Source organism: Microbulbifer sp., from assembly GCF_036563125.1.
GTDB lineage: Bacteria > Pseudomonadota > Gammaproteobacteria > Pseudomonadales > Cellvibrionaceae > Microbulbifer.
Genome location: NZ_DATCMV010000067.1, coordinates 1 through 16,165, shown reverse-complemented (window position 1 = coordinate 16,165; position 16,165 = coordinate 1). Strand labels below are relative to the sequence as shown.

The 16,165-nt window shown below is 62.2% G+C and carries 16 protein-coding genes; 5 read left to right on the top strand and 11 right to left on the bottom strand.

Annotated features, from left to right (window positions below; translation table 11 throughout):
* The coding region (gene yrfG / locus VIL80_RS05470; RefSeq protein ID WP_332035139.1) for a GMP/IMP nucleotidase at positions 1-584 on the bottom strand (584 nt) is incomplete at its 3' end.
* A 69-nt stretch (positions 585-653) separates the two neighbouring features.
* On the bottom strand, positions 654-1,352 hold the full coding sequence (locus tag VIL80_RS05465) for a lysoplasmalogenase (protein ID WP_332035138.1): 699 nt from the start codon (positions 1,350-1,352) through the stop codon (positions 654-656).
* A 135-nt stretch (positions 1,353-1,487) separates the two neighbouring features.
* On the opposite strand from VIL80_RS05465, the gene cysK reads away from it, so the two are divergent.
* The 5 genes from cysK (at position 1,488) to VIL80_RS05440 (ending at position 4,906) form a co-directional block, all read left to right on the top strand.
* On the top strand, positions 1,488-2,405 hold the full coding sequence (cysK, locus tag VIL80_RS05460; RefSeq protein ID WP_332035137.1) for a cysteine synthase A: 918 nt from the start codon (positions 1,488-1,490) through the stop codon (positions 2,403-2,405).
* Positions 2,406-2,495: 90 nt separating this feature from the next.
* Positions 2,496-3,332, top strand: a complete 837-nt coding sequence (gene cysQ / locus VIL80_RS05455; protein WP_332035136.1) for a 3'(2'),5'-bisphosphate nucleotidase CysQ — start codon at positions 2,496-2,498, stop codon at positions 3,330-3,332.
* 111 nt (positions 3,333-3,443) lie between these two features.
* A complete protein-coding gene (locus VIL80_RS05450; RefSeq protein ID WP_332035135.1) occupies positions 3,444-3,656 on the top strand; it encodes a hypothetical protein in 213 nt (70 codons plus the stop codon).
* Between the two features lie 279 nt (positions 3,657-3,935).
* The gene (locus VIL80_RS05445; RefSeq protein ID WP_332035134.1) at positions 3,936-4,211 is read left to right on the top strand and encodes a type II toxin-antitoxin system HicB family antitoxin; all 276 of its coding nucleotides are present in this window, start codon (positions 3,936-3,938) and stop codon (positions 4,209-4,211) included.
* Between the two features lie 104 nt (positions 4,212-4,315).
* Positions 4,316-4,906: an outer membrane protein gene (locus tag VIL80_RS05440; protein ID WP_332035133.1), complete on the top strand. Its 591-nt coding sequence runs from the start codon at positions 4,316-4,318 to the stop codon at positions 4,904-4,906.
* 73 nt (positions 4,907-4,979) lie between these two features.
* Here the strand turns inward: VIL80_RS05440 and VIL80_RS05435 are convergent, their stop codons facing one another.
* From VIL80_RS05435 to VIL80_RS05395, 9 genes are all read right to left on the bottom strand, one after another.
* The gene (locus VIL80_RS05435) at positions 4,980-7,088 is read right to left on the bottom strand and encodes a TonB-dependent copper receptor (RefSeq protein ID WP_332035132.1); all 2,109 of its coding nucleotides are present in this window, start codon (positions 7,086-7,088) and stop codon (positions 4,980-4,982) included.
* Positions 7,089-7,281: 193 nt separating this feature from the next.
* The gene (locus tag VIL80_RS05430; RefSeq protein ID WP_332035131.1) at positions 7,282-7,773 is read right to left on the bottom strand and encodes a hypothetical protein; all 492 of its coding nucleotides are present in this window, start codon (positions 7,771-7,773) and stop codon (positions 7,282-7,284) included.
* 38 nt (positions 7,774-7,811) lie between these two features.
* Positions 7,812-9,140 carry a DUF58 domain-containing protein gene (locus VIL80_RS05425; RefSeq protein ID WP_332035130.1) on the bottom strand — a complete coding sequence of 443 codons (1,329 nt, stop codon included), beginning with the start codon at positions 9,138-9,140 and terminating at the stop codon, positions 7,812-7,814.
* Positions 9,137-10,213 (bottom strand): AAA family ATPase, encoded by a 1,077-nt coding sequence (locus tag VIL80_RS05420; RefSeq protein ID WP_332035129.1) that lies wholly within the window; start codon positions 10,211-10,213, stop codon positions 9,137-9,139. The genes VIL80_RS05425 and VIL80_RS05420 overlap by 4 nt, the downstream gene beginning before the upstream one ends.
* Positions 10,210-11,553 carry a DUF4350 domain-containing protein gene (locus tag VIL80_RS05415; protein WP_332035128.1) on the bottom strand — a complete coding sequence of 448 codons (1,344 nt, stop codon included), beginning with the start codon at positions 11,551-11,553 and terminating at the stop codon, positions 10,210-10,212. Before VIL80_RS05415 ends, VIL80_RS05420 begins: the two co-directional genes overlap by 4 nt.
* Positions 11,550-13,160, bottom strand: coding sequence for a hypothetical protein (locus VIL80_RS05410; protein ID WP_332035127.1), 1,611 nt, complete (start codon positions 13,158-13,160; stop codon positions 11,550-11,552). The genes VIL80_RS05415 and VIL80_RS05410 overlap by 4 nt, the downstream gene beginning before the upstream one ends.
* Positions 13,157-14,161, bottom strand: coding sequence for a stage II sporulation protein M (locus tag VIL80_RS05405; RefSeq protein WP_332035126.1), 1,005 nt, complete (start codon positions 14,159-14,161; stop codon positions 13,157-13,159). The genes VIL80_RS05410 and VIL80_RS05405 overlap by 4 nt, the downstream gene beginning before the upstream one ends.
* A complete protein-coding gene (locus VIL80_RS05400; RefSeq protein ID WP_332035125.1) occupies positions 14,158-14,997 on the bottom strand; it encodes an RDD family protein in 840 nt (279 codons plus the stop codon). Before VIL80_RS05400 ends, VIL80_RS05405 begins: the two co-directional genes overlap by 4 nt.
* Positions 14,998-15,076: 79 nt before the next feature.
* Positions 15,077-15,826 carry a hypothetical protein gene (locus VIL80_RS05395; protein ID WP_332035124.1) on the bottom strand — a complete coding sequence of 250 codons (750 nt, stop codon included), beginning with the start codon at positions 15,824-15,826 and terminating at the stop codon, positions 15,077-15,079.
* Positions 15,827-16,165: the final 339 nt, after the last annotated feature.

Genomic DNA, 16,165 nt, shown 5'->3' with positions numbered 1-16,165 from the left:
GGCTGGCGAATACACAACAGGTTCGCAATGCCGTAATCCCGCGCCGCCCCCAGCACATGCAGGTTGTCGTCCACAAACAGCGTGCGCTCAGGGTCAAACGGCTGGCGCTCCTGCAGTGAATGCCAGAACAGTACGCTCTCTTTCGCATGCCCCAGATCGTGCGAGGAAATGATTTCGTCCAGCCACTGATCAATCCCGGTCACCTCCAGCTTGTGCATCAAGCCATCCGGGTGCGCATTGGTCACCAGTAGCGCGCGCTTGTTCATCTGCCGCAGGCTGCGCAGGAAATTATCCGTGTGCGGGCGCAGCGCGATGCGGTCTTCGATCTCGCGGTAGATCGCCGGCACATCCAGTTTCAGCGCCTCGGACCAGTAGCGCAGGCAATACCAGTCCAGCGTGCCGCGCAGCGCGTCGGTCTTCTGCATCACTAGCGTCTGCGCCTCCACCAGTGAAATGCCGTTCACCTCCGCATAGCGTTGCGGCAGGTGCTCCAGCCAGAAATGATTGTCGTAATGCAGATCCAGCAGGGTGCCGTCCATATCCAGCAGCACCGTGTCGATCCGGCTCCAGTCCAGCGTGACCATCTCGTCCCACAGCCCTCGTCAAACAGCCCCGGCCCCGGAGCTGTACAAAAAAACGACGGTCATTATCCACTATGCTCGCTGTGCCGCCAAATCCGCGCGGATCAGCCCCACCACCAGCAGTGCCTGTGCGCCGTAGTAAGTCAGCATGATCCAGGTACCGGCGAGTGGTACCGGGTCCACAAAGCGGTTGATGGCGATCAGCGCATCGGAGGCCATAAAGGTCAGCGCGCCGGCGAACAACAGCGATGAACCGCTGCGGTGGGCGGCGGCGGTTACCGCCATGGCGCTGATCGCGAGGATATACAGCCCCACCGGCAGCGCCAGCTCGCCCGCCGCCGGCAATACCTGCGTGCCAAGCAGCACAACCGCCACCAGCACCGCGAATGCGCGCCCGGCCAGGCACAGGCTCAGCTTGCCGTGGCGGGCAAAGGTCACGGTGTAGGTCAGCTGCGCCACCAGGAAGGCGCCGAGGCCAAACAGGAAGTGGTTGGCAAAGGGGATCGCCAGCAGTACGTCGCCGAGGGCGGAGAAGCCCAGTGCCAACAGGCACAGTGCACGGGTGCCGCCGCCGAGGCGCTGCGCGGCGAGCCAGAAAAGGATGCCGATGGGGACTATCTTTAGTGCCGCCATCCACAGGGCTTTGGTGCCGGTGGCGTCCAGCAGCATATACAGCGTCGCCGCCAGCACAAACAGCAAGGTGGCCGGCTGCGGCAGCGCCGTCGGGGCTGTCTCGGTGTGGCCGCCGGCCTTCATCGCTAGATCGTTCATGGTGTCTCCTGGTTTTTATCTTTGTAATGGGGGGAGTATTCTTGCGCGAGTATTCGCGAAAGCGGGTGGCGGAGCAAATATGGCGCCCGTCCAATCAGTATCCATTCTCTTTATCGTCTTATCAGGGAGCGACAGATGAAGGCCAGCAATATTCTCGAAACCATCGGCAACACCCCGCATGTGCGTATCAACCACCTGTTCCGGAATGATATCGAGGTGTGGATGAAGGTGGAGCGCTTCAACCCCGGCAGCAGCATCAAGGACCGCATCGCACTCGGCATGATCGAGGACGCGGAGAAGTCTGGTGCGCTGAAGCCCGGTGGGGTGATTGTCGAGCCCACCTCCGGCAATACCGGCATCGGTCTGGCGATGGTGGCGGCGGTGAAAGGCTACAAGCTGATCCTGACCATGCCGGAGTCCATGTCCATTGAACGGCGCAAGATCATGAAAGCGCTGGGGGCGGAGCTGGTGCTCACTCCCAAGGAGAACGGGATGCCCGGCGCCATTGCCAAGGCGGAGGAGATCCTGTCGCAGAACGCCAACAGCTGGATGCCGCAGCAGTTCACCAATCCGGCCAATGTGACCGCGCACCGCAACACCACCGCAAAGGAAATCCTCGCGGATTTCCCCGAGGGGCTGGACTACCTGATTACCGGTGTCGGCACCGGTGGTCACATCACCGGCTGTGGTGAGGTGCTGAAAGAGGCCATGCCGAACCTGAAGGTATTCGCGGTGGAGCCGGAGAAATCCCAGGTGATCGCGGGCAAGGAGAAGGGCATGCACCGCCTGCAGGGAATCGGTGCAGGCTTTGTGCCGGAGGTGCTGAACAAGGGCATCCTCGACGGCACCATCCCGGTCAGTGAGGAGGACAGCTTCGAGATGGCGCGTCAGTGTGCCTTGAAGGAAGGCATCTTTGTGGGTATTTCCTCCGGAGCCTCCCTCGCCGCGCTGAAACAGAAGGAACACGAGCTGGCGCCGGGCAGCCGGGTGCTGGTATTCAGCTACGACACCGGTGAGCGCTATCTGTCCATCGAAGACCTGTTTAGCGCTTAGGGAATTACTGAAAACGACTGCGCGTGCGCCTGGCGGTGGCACGCGTATAATCTCCCGCTTTGTTGTTAAAGAATCAGAATCGGGGGAATCATGGAAAACGTCGTCAGCCGGGAACTGCTGGATCAGGTCATCGCCATTTCGGTACAAGCCGGCGAGGCAATACTGGAGGTGTACAACGCCAGTGGGGAGCTGCAGGTGGATACCAAGTCCGACGATTCCCCGGTGACCGCCGCCGATCTGGCGGCGCACAAGATTCTCGCTCCCGCCCTGGAAAAACTGCTCGACGGCGTGCCGGTGCTCTCGGAAGAGGGGCAGATGCCATCGTTCGAGGTTCGCAGCCAATGGAACCGCTACTGGATCATCGACCCGCTGGACGGCACCAAGGAATTTATCCGCCGCAACGGCGAGTTCACCGTCAATGTGGCGCTGATTGAAAACGGTGAGCCGGTGCTGGGGGTGGTGCATGTTCCGGTGCTCGACATCACCTATGCCGGTGCCAAATCCATCGGCGCGATCAAGCGGGATGCGAATGGCGAAAAGGCCATCCAGGTGCGCGCGATGCAGCCGCGTCTCGACGGCAAGCAGCCGATCGAGGTGGTGGCAAGCCGCAGCCACGGCGCCGGTGCGGTGGACGAACTGCTCGCGCGGATCGAGGGCAGCCTCGGCGAAACCGGGCTCAAGAACATGGGCAGCTCGCTGAAGCTGTGCCTGGTGGCGGAAGGTGCCGCAGATCTGTACCCGCGACTGGCGCCCACCTGTGAGTGGGATACTGCTGCGGCGCAGGCGGTGGTCGAGGCCGCTGGTGGTGTTGTGGTGGACGACCAGTTTGCGCTGCTGCGCTACAACCAGAAAGACGCGCTGCTGAACCCCTTCTTCTATGTGATCGGCGACCGCGCCTACGACTGGAAATCCCTGCTGCTCGCTTGAGCGCGCGTGGGCTAAATCCGCGAAACTGGTCTAGGCTTTATCCTGTATCCCGGCGGTCATGTAGTTTTTGACGACTGCCGGGGCACTCGATAGATGACCGGGAGGAAATCCATGACCAGTACCCGCGGTATCAGTAGCCATGTAAACATCAGTGAAGCGGATACCCACGCGCTGCGCTTCCGTCTGCAGACCGAAATCACCTGGCTCTCCCGCCAGATGCAGGACCTGCAGGGCGCGAATGAATCCACAGACCTTTCTCTGATCCAGACCTACCGGGAAATGATCTTTTCCCGCCGCGCCCTGCTCGGGCGTATTCCCCGCTGAATTTTCCGCGGATTTTTTTGCGCGCCGCCGGCAGCCGCTGTGCCGGTGTCACCGTTGTTGTCGCCCCGGCGGCCGCGGGTGAAATATCTGTATACACATACCTGCGTCCGTGGAATATGTGTCGTTAAATCGCCGCGTATTGCGAATACTTTTTCCATATTCGACAGCGCCGGATACCGGCGTCGTAAAAATTTTTCAATTGTTGAGAAAATTGTTCAAGTTTCGACAATTGGGTCTACGCTTGGTGGGATATAAATTTAATGTAAAAGAGAAAGTCCCATGCGCTATCCGGTCGTGGTTCATAACATCGAATTTGCCGGCTACGGTGCGATAGCGCCGGATCTTCCCCACTGCCACTGCCGCGGTGAAACGCTCGAGGGCGCACTGCAGAAAATGGCGGAAACCATCGCCCAGCGGCTGGATGATCTGCAGGCCGTTGGCGATCCGCCACCGGTGCCCGGCGAGCTCGAAAAACTGCGCAAAAACCCCGCCTTCGTCGGCGGCGTGTGGGCAATTATCGACATCGAGCGCAATGAGCTGCGCCCAAATTCCTGAATGCCACAACGTGTAGGAACGACATCGCCGTGAAGGGTGGTGTAACAACAGCAATAAGCAGCATTTGAAAAAGTTTTCATACTTTTTAACCAAGGATGGTGACAATGAAAGGTCTGGTATTCCTTCTGGCCCTGTTTGCTTCCAGTGCCGCGCTGGCCCAGTGGAACAATCCCTTCGACGGCTACTGCAACGGTGAATATCGCGTAATTGGTACCCTCGGTCTCGGTGCCGGTGATTTGCAGATCAATGACGACCGGGATTTCGCCGGCTACGCCAGTATCGGAGTCACCCCTGCCGCCGGTGTGTGGCAGGTGGAATTGCGCTACACCAACTTCGACGACGGCCGTGTGTCGGTGGATCAGTGGGGTATTGGCGCCAAGGTAGATTTCACCCTCACCTGCGATGTTCAGTGCCTGTACTGGATGGTGGGCTGGAACTACGGTGAGTTTGATGTGGGTACCGTCGAAAAACACGGCATCCTGTATGACGTGAATAACGACAGCAGCGACGACTATTGGAATGCCGGTGTCGGTTACCGCTACAACTGGAATCAGGATTTCGATACGTCCATCGAATACAACTACAACAACGTGAGCAAACGGGTCCGTTACTATGACATCGTCGAGGATTACGAGCGCCGTTTCGATCTCGGGCATTTGCGCACCCTCACCGTCAACTTCAGTTATCGCTTCTGATCGGGCGGCGCAAAAAAAGGCCGGCGGATCTGCGATCGGCGCCGGCCTTGAACCACGTGTTTAATTCATCCCCTTAAAAGCTGTACACCGCTTTCATCCACAGGGTGCGCCCCGGTTCGTTGACCCGCGCCAGCTGGTCGAACCCGGGAATCGCGGCACCGGCGCGGCTGATGTGCTCCGCATAGGTTTCATCCAGCAAGTTGTCGATACCCGCGGTCACCTGCAGTTCCGCTGACGGGCGCCAGCCGCCATTCAGCGACAGGACATTCGCCGCATCCGTGGGTCCGAAATCCTGCCCGGCAATGTTGCCCCTGCCAATATCCACTCGATCCTGCGCGGCGAGCGCGCGCCACAGAATGCCGCCAGACCACTGTGCCTGCTGGTAATACAGGCCGAGGCGGGTTTCCAGCGGTGGCAGTTGCGCGAGCGTGGTGCCGTCGGACTCGTTGGCGCCGCGCACCGATGACAGGGTCAGCTCCGCGCGCCAGTGGTCGCTCAGGCGGTAACCCAGGTCCATCTCCACGCCCCAGGAGCGGGCGTCGATATTGCGTACGATGGTGGTGGTGCGGGTGCTGTTCATGTCACCCATACCGCCGCCGGCGATCATCTTGCTGAAACCGGACTCGATCATCAGGTAGTCATCGATGATGTTGGCGAACGCGGACAGGCTTGCTTCGATGTTTTCTGTGCGGTAGATGTAGCCGATATCCAGCTGGCTGGTTTTTTCCGCGGCGATCTCCAGCGCGCTTAGCGAGTCCGCGGTTTCCTTGGCGATGGCTTCCCAGTAATCGGGAAAGCGCTCGTTGTAGCCGAGACCGGCGTAAACCGTGGCGGAAATGGTTGCGTCGGTCTCCAGTGCCTTTTCAAAGCGCGTGAAACCCGAGTACAGCGACTCCTCGCGTTTCTGGCCGGCGGTGGGGTTGGCGACGGACGACATCATCGACAGTGCGACGTTGTCGCGCAGGTCCCGCAGCCGCCAGTCATCCGCGCGCGCGCCGCTTATCCAGCGGTTGCCGGGCGCCACCTCCCAGCTCAACTCGGTAAACACCCCGGTCTGGGAAAATTCCGCATCCGCGATGCGCTCGAGATCGCGGTAGTCCACCACGCTCTGGTTCATGCTGCTGCGAATGCTGTGGCTGTTCTGCTGGATGTCGATTCCTGTGGTCAGTTCGAGATCCTCCCGCGGTGCGAGGGTCAGCATCAGTTTGCCGCCGCTGGTCTCGCGGTCCGGGTTCATTGCCATCGCCGCCGCCATCATGCCGGCGGGTTCACGCAGGGTGTAGTTGTCCATCACGTGGTCGACGTAGTTGTAGTAGCCCTGCAGCTCGACGGACTTCACCAGCGGCGACAGGTTGTTGCGCACCAGTTTGGCGTTGACGTTTTCCCGCGCGAATTTGGCTCCGTCCATCCCGCGATCGGCGTAGGCCGCCTCACCGTCGCTGCGGGCGGTACTGAGTTCGATGCGGGTGTCGTCGTCCGGGGTCCAGGCGAGTCCGAGCTGACCGTTCCAGCGCTCATAGAGGGAGTGCACGGTGACGCCGTCACCATCCTGGTAGTCGCCTGCGGAAGCGGAGGTGGCGCTGCCGCGCAGAGTAAATTCGGGAGTCGCGAAAGCGGCATCGATCAGGCCATCTGCGCGCCCGGCGCTCGCCGCCAGCAGGCTGGCGTGCAGGTCCCACGCGGTTTCCTGCGGTCGCTGCTGGTCGTGTTCGAACAGCACCACACCGGCGGAGTTGCCGGGGCCGTACTTCACTGTCTGCGGGCCCTTGATCACCCGGATCTGGTCCAGGGTCTCGGGAAAGATATACGCGGTGGGCGGGTCCATGCGCATGGCGCAGCCTCCGAGGATGGACTCTCCGTCCAACACCATCGACAGGCGCGAGCCGGCCATGCCACGCAGCACGGGATCGCCGTCGGTACCGCCCTTGCGGATTACCGAGAAGCCGGGAATGGTCTTCAGGTAGTCCGCGCCGTCATTGGCGGGCAGTGGCTGGCGGGGTTTTTTCGGGTCGGTGGTGATGTTCAGGGGCTGTTCGGTCTTCACCGCCGTAACCACCATCTGTTCCATTTCTTCGGCATTGGCCTGTGCGCTGCAGGCGCAGCAGGCGGCGATCACCAGTGCCAGTGGTGAGTACTGTCCGGCATCCGCGGTCAGCGGTGCCTGGGTAAGATTTTTTTTCATCGCTTATTCTCGATTCGGCGAGCCAGCGGCCGGCGGCAATGCGGCGGTTCGGCGGGCTCGTCCGGGATATTTGTGCCCGCAGCGGTGCATGAGAGGCGTATAAGACGCTCATGCGAGGCGCGCGCGTACATCCGCGCCAGTTGTAATAACGGCGTGGAATTTCGCATCAGCGGAAGGCTGCGGGGCGGATTTTTCAGGCGAGCATTGAAGCGATGGGCGGTGCGCGACCGGGTGGGAGCAGGTAGTCCCTGTGATGGCTGCGGGCGACCGGTGCCACGGGCACGGGTGCGGTGAATCCTGGCAGCGGACTCCAGGGCAGATCCGTGCCGGTGGCGATGGAGATGCCGGCACTGGAGAAGTTGCAGTGGTTGTCGGAAAAGACCTGAGCGGTGGCGTCGTCGTGCTGGTGCGGGCTCGCCTGGGGGGCTTGTGCATGCCCGTGTCCGTGCGCATGTCCATGCCCGCCATGCGCACTGTCATTCGGGGTGGCCGGTGTTGCCAGGCTGAGCAGCAGCGCACTGCGGCTGTCGCCGTGACACAGCTGGTAGGGGCCGCCACTGGCCACCGCCGACGGCATAAACCCGGCGGGCACCAGGCCGCGCACCGCGAGGAACACGCCCAGCAGCACAACTGCCAGCCACGGGGGCAGGCAGGGGCGGATGGTGGCTGGGTGTCTGGCGTTCACGTTAGCGGGGCCTGCATTGGCAAGGGTCGGAGGCGGGCTCAGAGTTTACCACTGCGTTTCAGCTGCCAGTAACTCTCCACCAGGGACAGGTGCATTTGCGACGGCAGCGCATCGGCGAGGATGGTGTTGCGCGCGCGCAGCTGCTGCAGCAGGCGCCCGCGGCGTCGCGCGAAATCCCGCCCCGCGCTGTTCAGCAGCGCGCTGTCAAAATCCACAATTGGCTGATCCTGCACCTGGTCCAGCACGCGCTCGCGCAAACACGCCACCATCACCAGGTGATGGCGCGACAGCTGTGCCACCGCACTGGTGAGGTCTTCGCTGTCTTCGTCGCGCACATTGGTGAGCAGGATCACCAGCGCGCGCCGCTGCTGGCGCGCCAGCAGCTGTTCCGCGGCGGCGGTGTAGTCGCTGTGGGCGGTGCCCGAGTGCAGGTCGTAGACGTGGTTCAGCAGCAGGTTGATGCCACCCTCGCCCTTGACCGGCGGCAGGCGGCTCTGGCTGCCGGCAAAGCACTGCAGGCCCACCGCATCGCCCTGGCGGATCGCCACGTAGGCGGACAACAGCAGGGCGTTGAGGGCGTGGTCGAAGTGGCTCAGGTCGCCGTCGCGCGCGCGCATGCGGCGGCCGCAGTCCAGCAGGAAGATGATTTCCTGATCGCGTTCATCCTGGTACTCGCGGCTGATCAGCTTTTGCATGCGTGCGCTGGCCCGCCAGTCCACCTGGCGCTGGCTGTCACCTTTGCGGTATTCGCGCAACTGGCGGAAATCGAGCCCCTCGCCCCGTCGCTGCTGCTGGTGCACGCCGAGAAAACGCAGGGTCTGCTCGGTGGACAGCGCCTGCAGCGACGAGATACCGAGAAAATTCGGATAGACCTTGATCTGCTGCGCATCCCCCAACAGCACCTTGTTCTGCCACAGGTTCCACGGTGAGTTCACCAGCGCTTCCACCTGGCCAAACACCGCGAGGCCGCGGCGCACCGGCGTGGCGCTGTAATCGGCGGCAATCTCCTGCTGTGGTTGCAGCTGGATAGCGAGTGGCAGCCCCTGCGCGCGCAGCTGCGCCGGCAGCTGATCGGTCACCAGCAGGGAGAGCGGTCGTGCACCGCTGTTGACCAGGGTCAGGCCGATGCGCTGCTCCACCCCGAGTGCGAGATTGCCCGGGAGCTGGCGGCGACCGCCAAGGCCGCGGTTGTGACGGCCGGTGGCGAAATCCAGCAGGCTGGCCAGCGCCAGTACCCAGAATCCCAGCCACCAAATGCTGGTAAGCAGGCCGGCGGCCGCGGGCCACCAGATGCGCGCAGCGCTGACCGCCAGCGCGCAGGCGCAGGCAATCAGCAGCAAGCGGATCAGCAGGGGGGAGGGCTTCACAGCCGCGGCGCCTCCACCGACTCAATGATCTGCGCCAGCACCGAGTCGGCGGTCTCGCCGTCGATTTCCATGTCCGGCGATACCGCCACCCGGTGGCGCATCACAGGAACCGCCATGGCCTTGATGTCGTCCGGCAGTACGAAATCGCGCCCTTGCAGCAGGGCGTGGGCGCGCGCGGCCTGGATCAGGCCGATGCTGGCGCGGGGGCCGGCGGCGCGGCGCAGCTGGGAGGATTCGCGGGTGGCGCGCACCAGGCGCACGGCGTAGCTCAGTACCTGCTGGTCCACCTGTACCTGGGGTACCAGCGCCTGCAGTTGCTGTAACTCGCCGGCGTCGAATACCGGCTCGACGCTGTCGCGCAGTTGCTGTTCGATCTGCCCGCCGCTGGCCGCGGCGGTGAGCGCTTCTTCCGCCTGCTGGCTGGGGAAGTCGATCAGTATTTTGAGCATGAAGCGATCCAGCTCCGCCTCCGGCAGCGGATAGGTACCTTCCTGCTCCACCGGGTTCTGGGTGGCCAGTACCATGAACGGGCGCGGGGTGGCGTGGGTCTCACCGTCAATGGTCACCTGCTGCTCCTGCATCACTTCCAGCAGCGCCGCCTGGGTCTTGGCCGGGGCGCGGTTGATCTCGTCCGCCAGCAGCAGGTTGGTGAATACCGGGCCGCGACGCACTTCAAAGCGGCTCTCTGCCATGTGGTAGATGGCGTGGCCGGTGACGTCGGCGGGCATCAGGTCCGGGGTGAACTGGATGCGACGGAAGTCGCCGCCGAAGCCGCTGGCGAGACAGCGCACCAGCAGGGTCTTGCCGAGCCCCGGCACCCCCTCCAGCAGCACGTGGCCGCCGGCGAGCAGCGCGATCAGCACCTGCTCCACCACGCTGGGCTGGCCTATCACCACCTGGTTGATCCGGCTTCTCAGCAGGTTTACCCGCTCACTGGCCTGCTGCCAGCGGTTATCGGCTTCTGCCCCGGTTTCGGTGTGCGGCTGCGCCTGTTGTTCGGTAGGCGGCTGCGCCGGTAGTTCGGCATGAGTATCGGAATGCAGTTCCGCAGTCTGGTCGGTGGAATCGCTCATAGGGCGGCCTCGATGATCTGAATGCTGCGCAGTCGCGCGGTGAAGTCGTCTTCACTGTGGGGCGCGTCGCCCCACAGGGTATGAAAAATATCGCCGGCGGCGAGCCCGGTGCGCGCAGCCAGGGTTTCGGCAAGCTGCCGGCATTTTTCCGGCGTCAACCGGTTCGCACTGTGGCCGGCGAGCTTCTGCAACAGCGGAGCCCGCGCCTGTTCAAACAGCGCTTGGCCGCGGTTCTGCCGCCAGTAGAAATACCCGCAGGCGCGGATATGTTCGACCAGCGAGCGGCGCTCGCTCGCCGGCGCCGGGACCAGCGGGCCAAAGCGGCGGCTGCGGTTGGCAATCCACGCGGCGATGGCCAGCAACCCGGCGACAAAGAATTCCAGCGCGAAGCGCTTTATCAGCGTGCCCAGGCTGTCGAATCGCGGTCGGGTGATCATGACCAGGTCGCGCTCGCCTACGAGATGTGCGAGAAAGTAGGCGTGGTCGAATTCACCGATACGGCGGTTGTGCCACATTTCGCCATCGGTCAGCAGTGTGAGGCGACCGCGGCCGCGCTCGTAAAATACCAGTGGCGACTGGGTGGGTATGTTCTGGAACGGCACCCAGTGCAGCGGGCTGCCGTCCACATCGATATCCGTGCCCTGTCCCATCATCTCGTGGGTAAACACTTTGCGCGGGTTGAAATACAGTTCGTAACTGGTGCCGCTGTCACTGGTGCGATTGATCAGCCGGTCGGGGTCGATATCGGGATTGCGTGGCGCTGCGGGTTCCTCTACCTCCGGCGTGGCCGCGCGCTGCTCGCTGTCGTCCTCGCCGTCGGATTTGGCTTCCGACAGATTGCGGTTGTGTTCGCGCATCAGCTCGCTGGCGGTTTTGTTGCGCAGTTTGCCGGCGTCCTCACCGAATACTTCGCGCACCTGCTGATTGAAATACAGGTCGGTGTCGCCATGGGTGACTTCGAGCCCGAGCTTTTGCAGCAGCAGGTCCCGCTCGTTGTCGCCGCCGCTGCTGTGGGCGACGACAATGGCCTGGCCACCGTTTTCGACCCAGTCCAATAATTCCCAGAGTCGCTCACTGTTGTAGAGCTGGCTGGAGCTGGCGAGGAACAGCGCGTCGTCCTCGCCGAGCGTGGACAGGGCCGCAATGTTGTCTGCGCGGCGGTGGGAAATGTCCAGGCGATCGAGGAACTGTTCTGCGGCCAGAAACGGATTGCGCTGGGCCGTGTCGCCGAAGCCGAGGTCCACCTCTTCGCTGTAGCGCTCGAAGAGCAGCAGGAACAGCGCGACTCCGCCAGCCAGTACCAGCAGAAGGGAAAGTATCGCGATGCGGCTCAACTTCACTGGCGCACCTCCCCGCTGTCGTTGCGGAACACTCGCTGCCACTGCGTGCACAGGGTTTCCAGTTGCGCGGTTGCCGGCGCCTTGTGGGCGTAGGCCAGGCGTTGCCACGAAGCGGTGAGCAGGCCGAAAAACTGCACCAGCTCAGGGGGGAAGCGCGGGTCCTGCTGCGATTCCTCGCGCACCAGCTGCGCGCACTCCGCTTCCGTGTGGTGATCCTGGAACGGGCAGTCGTAGTGGGAAATCAGGTCCGACAGGCTGGCGCGATACAGCAGCCCGAGCGCCTCGCGCTGTGCACCTGCCCGCCACAGCCGCAGCACTTCAGCGGTGATGTCGTCCGGCAGGCTCTCCCGGCGCAGGTCGAGGCCAAACAGGGTTGCGGGGCGCTGGACTTCCACCACTTTGCGGCGCGGACGGAAGCCCAGCAGACCGCGCAGCTGGTGGCGGTAATGCCACAGCAGCCACAGGGTGATCGCGATCGCTGCAATCCACAGCAGCAGTTCGATGATGCCGGCCAGCAGCGGCCAGAACTCGCTGCTGGTCGACTCTTCATCGGTGGGTTCGCCGTCGTCACTGCCGAGGTTTTCCAGCCACTCGATGAAGGCGATAAACCATTCCGGGTAGCGATACTCGCTGCTTTCGTGTTTGCGCATCCGCCAGCCGCCCTGCTCCTCCCGCAGGTGGAAGTCGTCACCGGCGAGTGTTTCGTCGATCAGCTCCTGGGCCTGGGTGGGGGTGACCGTGTCCGCAACCGCCGGCTGCGGCGAGGTGAGGAGGGTGCACAGGGCGAGAGTTGTGGCGCACAGCAGCGCCGAGCTCACGCTGCTGCGACGGATCGTTGTTGAACGGGATTTTGCCGGCGAGCGCTGGCTTGCTTCTTTGCGTGCGCGCAGTTTGCGGAAGTGAATTTCAATATCCCACGCTTCCAGCTCCACCCTGCGACCGATGTACAGCATGAAACCGGCGCAAACATAAAACGGCGCGACGCAGGCCATGATCAGCAGCGACAAACCGTTGCCGAGCCACTGGATAACATTTTCATCTGCGCTGAGCAGCGACCACCAGTTGATGTCGAGCTGCTCCGGCAGCATCAGCAGCGCCAGCGCCACCACACCAAAGCCGAGAATCATTTCCACATGCACACCGACGATATGCAGCCAGCTTGCGGTGCCGGCGGTATTGCGGTGCAGCAGCGCAAGGCGCGTGTTGCGCACCTTGCCAGTGGCATCTTCCAGTACCGTAACCGGCATATCAAAGGCGCGGGTAAAACTGAGGCGGCGCCAGCTGAGCCAGGCAAACCAGTCGCGCCTGTTGGCGCGTGCAAACATCGCAAAGGCCTCGCGCAGGCTGAGCTGCTCGCCGAACAGTTGCCGGCTGACCACCAGTAGGGGCAGTCGTTCAAGCAGCGGTTTCAGCCACCAGACCACGAGGATCGCCATATTGGGGCTGTGCGGAAACAACACCGCCAACAGCGCGAACAGTAGTGCCGCGGGAATGAGCCACAGCAGGGTCATCTGCAGCCAGTGTCGGCGTGCGAGCAATATGCCCAGGTCGACGGATTCCCAATTGGAGCGCAGGCGTGCGCGCACCGCGAGTTGATCGAGATTCACACTCTGTTCTCCCCGTGCACGGTGCGGCGCCCGGCGAGGCAGCAGTAACCGATCACCAGCAGCCAGAAAAAGCCGCCTACCAGCAGCTTTATCGCGATGCTCACTTCAGTGCTGGAAGACCAGAATGCCTCCAGAAACGCCGCAATCACCAGCATCAGAAAAGTGCCGTACATGATTTTCATGGCGTCGTGCCCGGCCTCGCGCAGGGACTGGCGGCGGCTGAGGTTGCCGGGGTTTACCAGGGCGTGCCCGAGGCGCAGCCCGGCCGCACCGGCAAATACGATGGCGGTAAGTTCAAAGGCACCGTGGCCGATCACAAAGGGATAGAAGGTGGTGACAAATCCTACCCGGGTGATGTGGCCGAAAATGGCCCCGAGAAATACACCGTTAAACAGCAGGAAAAAAATTGATCCCAGCCCGAACAGCATACCGGTGGCGAAAGTCTGAAACGCGATGCCGATATTGTTCTTGATATAGAAGCCGAACATCATCAGGTCGGAATCCGACCCCCGTTCGCGACCCAGTACGCGGTTGCCCGGGTCGTACATGGCTTCAATCTCCATGACCTGTTCCGGCGACATCACCGCGTAAATCAGTGCGTCGTTCCAATAGCAGCCAAAACCCATCACCAGTGCCGGCGCCAGAAACAGTGCACAGGCGAGCCAGACAAAGCGCGACTGCGCGCGCAGAGCACGGGGGAACCCCTCAAACAGATAATCCAGCCAGCGGCTTTTGGATATGGATTTTTGCTGATAGATGCGCTGATGGCAGGCCAGCACCAGCTGGTTCAAGCGCTCTACCAGGTTGCCGGTGTAGTGGCGTTCCTTGGCGACGGCCAGATGCTGGCAGAGGCGGCGATAGGCCGCCGGTATATCCTCTATCTGCGGTGAGCTTCCGCCCGGAGTCGCCTGGATAACTACATTTTTCTGGTAACCCGCAAGCCAGTTTTCCAGTTGCTGCCACAGTAGTTCATGGCGCTGTTCAAAATCCCGCTGTTTCATTCTGCGCGCGCCTCTGTCCGGGCTTTTGTCCGAGCCTGTCCCGTCTGCCCGCTGTCCACCTGCCTGTCGGCGTCGCGATTATCGCGGGACTGGCGTGCCCCCAGCAGCCAGTGGCCAATCGCGTACAGTTGCCGCAGCCCGGCCTCGCCATTTTTGCCGGTAACCGGCTGCAGCAGATCCGCCAGCTCCTGCTGACGCGCCTTGCTCAGTACACCGGCGCGCTCGGTGAGGCTGACAATGGCCTGTTGATCTTCCAGGGTGAGGCCTCGCGGCGGGGGCGCGGGTGTGACATCTGGCAGTGCGGTGGCTTTGGTGGTCTGCGCGCGATAGATGACGATGGTGCCCGCCGCATAGTCCCCCAGGCGCTGGAAGTGGCGACTCAAGGTCATGCTCAAAATGCCGGCGCAGTAGCCAAATGGCAGGAAATCCGCGAAGCGCAGCAGGTTGCGCATGATCGAGGCACCCCAGCCGACCGGGGTGAGGTTGTCATTGACCACGGTGAGGCCGAATGCGCGTTTGCCCGGTGTCTGGCCACCGCGAAAAACTTCAAAAATAACCGGGTAAAACCACTCCAGCAGAAACGAACCCAGCAGCCAGATACCTATGCCGGTGTTGCCGGCAAACGCCAGAGCGATTCCGAGGGCGATCAGGATCAGGGTGCGATAAAACAGATCTACCGAATAGGCCAGTATCCGCGGTACCGGACCCGCCACCTGTGCGGTCAGGTCGATCCCCTCCGGGGTTTCGATGGCATACAGGGTATCCAGGCCCGCGGGCTCGAGGTCCGCCGGGGAATGGTGTGAGGAAGGCGGCTGAGCGGTGGAGGCGTTCTTCATCGGGAACTGCTATTGCTGAAGCGACGAAAGGTGTCGGCGAAGAGGCCTCGTGATGAGGCCGTCTCCGCCGTTGCGGAAATCAGATTTCCGGGTTTGTTTCATGGCCGCCAAACATGTTGCGGTACAGGATACCGTAAGCAATGCTCAGGGTCGGAATGGCCCAGATCAGGCCGATGATCAGCGCCAGGAAGCCGGCCAGGTACAGCAGACACAGCACGATCATGAAACCGAACACCGGAAACCAGTGCTTGGTAACTGCTTTGCGGGAAATCTCGAGTGCCTGCCAGGGCCCCAGGTTTTTGTCCACGATCAGTGGCAGCATCATCATGTAACCAATCACCAGGTAGACACCGGGGATGATCAGCAGAACAAAGCCCACGGCAACCAGGATGTACATCAGCACCATGGCCACGGCCAGCGGCAGGATCTTGTCGAAGTAGGCAAATACCTCGGTGCCGGACACCTGCTCGTCGCGGGCGATTTTGACACCGATCATCATCATGCCCGCACCGAGCGGCGCGCTGGCGGCGGCGATAATGATATTGGACAGGATTGCGCCGATACCCTGGTTGGCCTCGGGATCGGTAAAGGACTGTCCGGTAATCAATGCGGCCACCACGGAAATACCGATATAGGCCACGAAATACAGCAGAACACCCAGCCATACGGTGCCCTTGTTCCCTTTGGTGCGGGACCATGCCTCATTCAGGGTATCGCCGATGGCAACCTGGTAGTCCCCCGCCAGGGCCTTGGGGATGGAACCCATATTCCCGTTGCTGTTGTCATCGCCCGCCAGTTCGGCCTGGGGCGCGCTGTAGATATCACTCATGGTCGAAATTCCTTGATCGAACTTTCTTGTCATTATTGTGCCGGCAGTACTCCGCCAACCGGTGTTCCCGCAAGAGCCCGGTTCCGGCAACAGGGCCTGCAACCATATCACAGGTCTGGCGTGGTATTCCCGCTGTTGTAAGCGCCTGTAATCCGCCCTGTGGCGGGGGTACTATTAGCCGCATTTACAACTGTGTGGTTAGGGTGAATGAGCTATGGGCAAGTGGACGCTGCGCGCCGTGTTATTGGTGATATTGCTGGGGCTGGTGTATGCCGCGCTGCCCTGGTATTCCGCGCACAAGCTGGTCGAGGCGGCGCAGGAACAGGACCTGGAGACCAT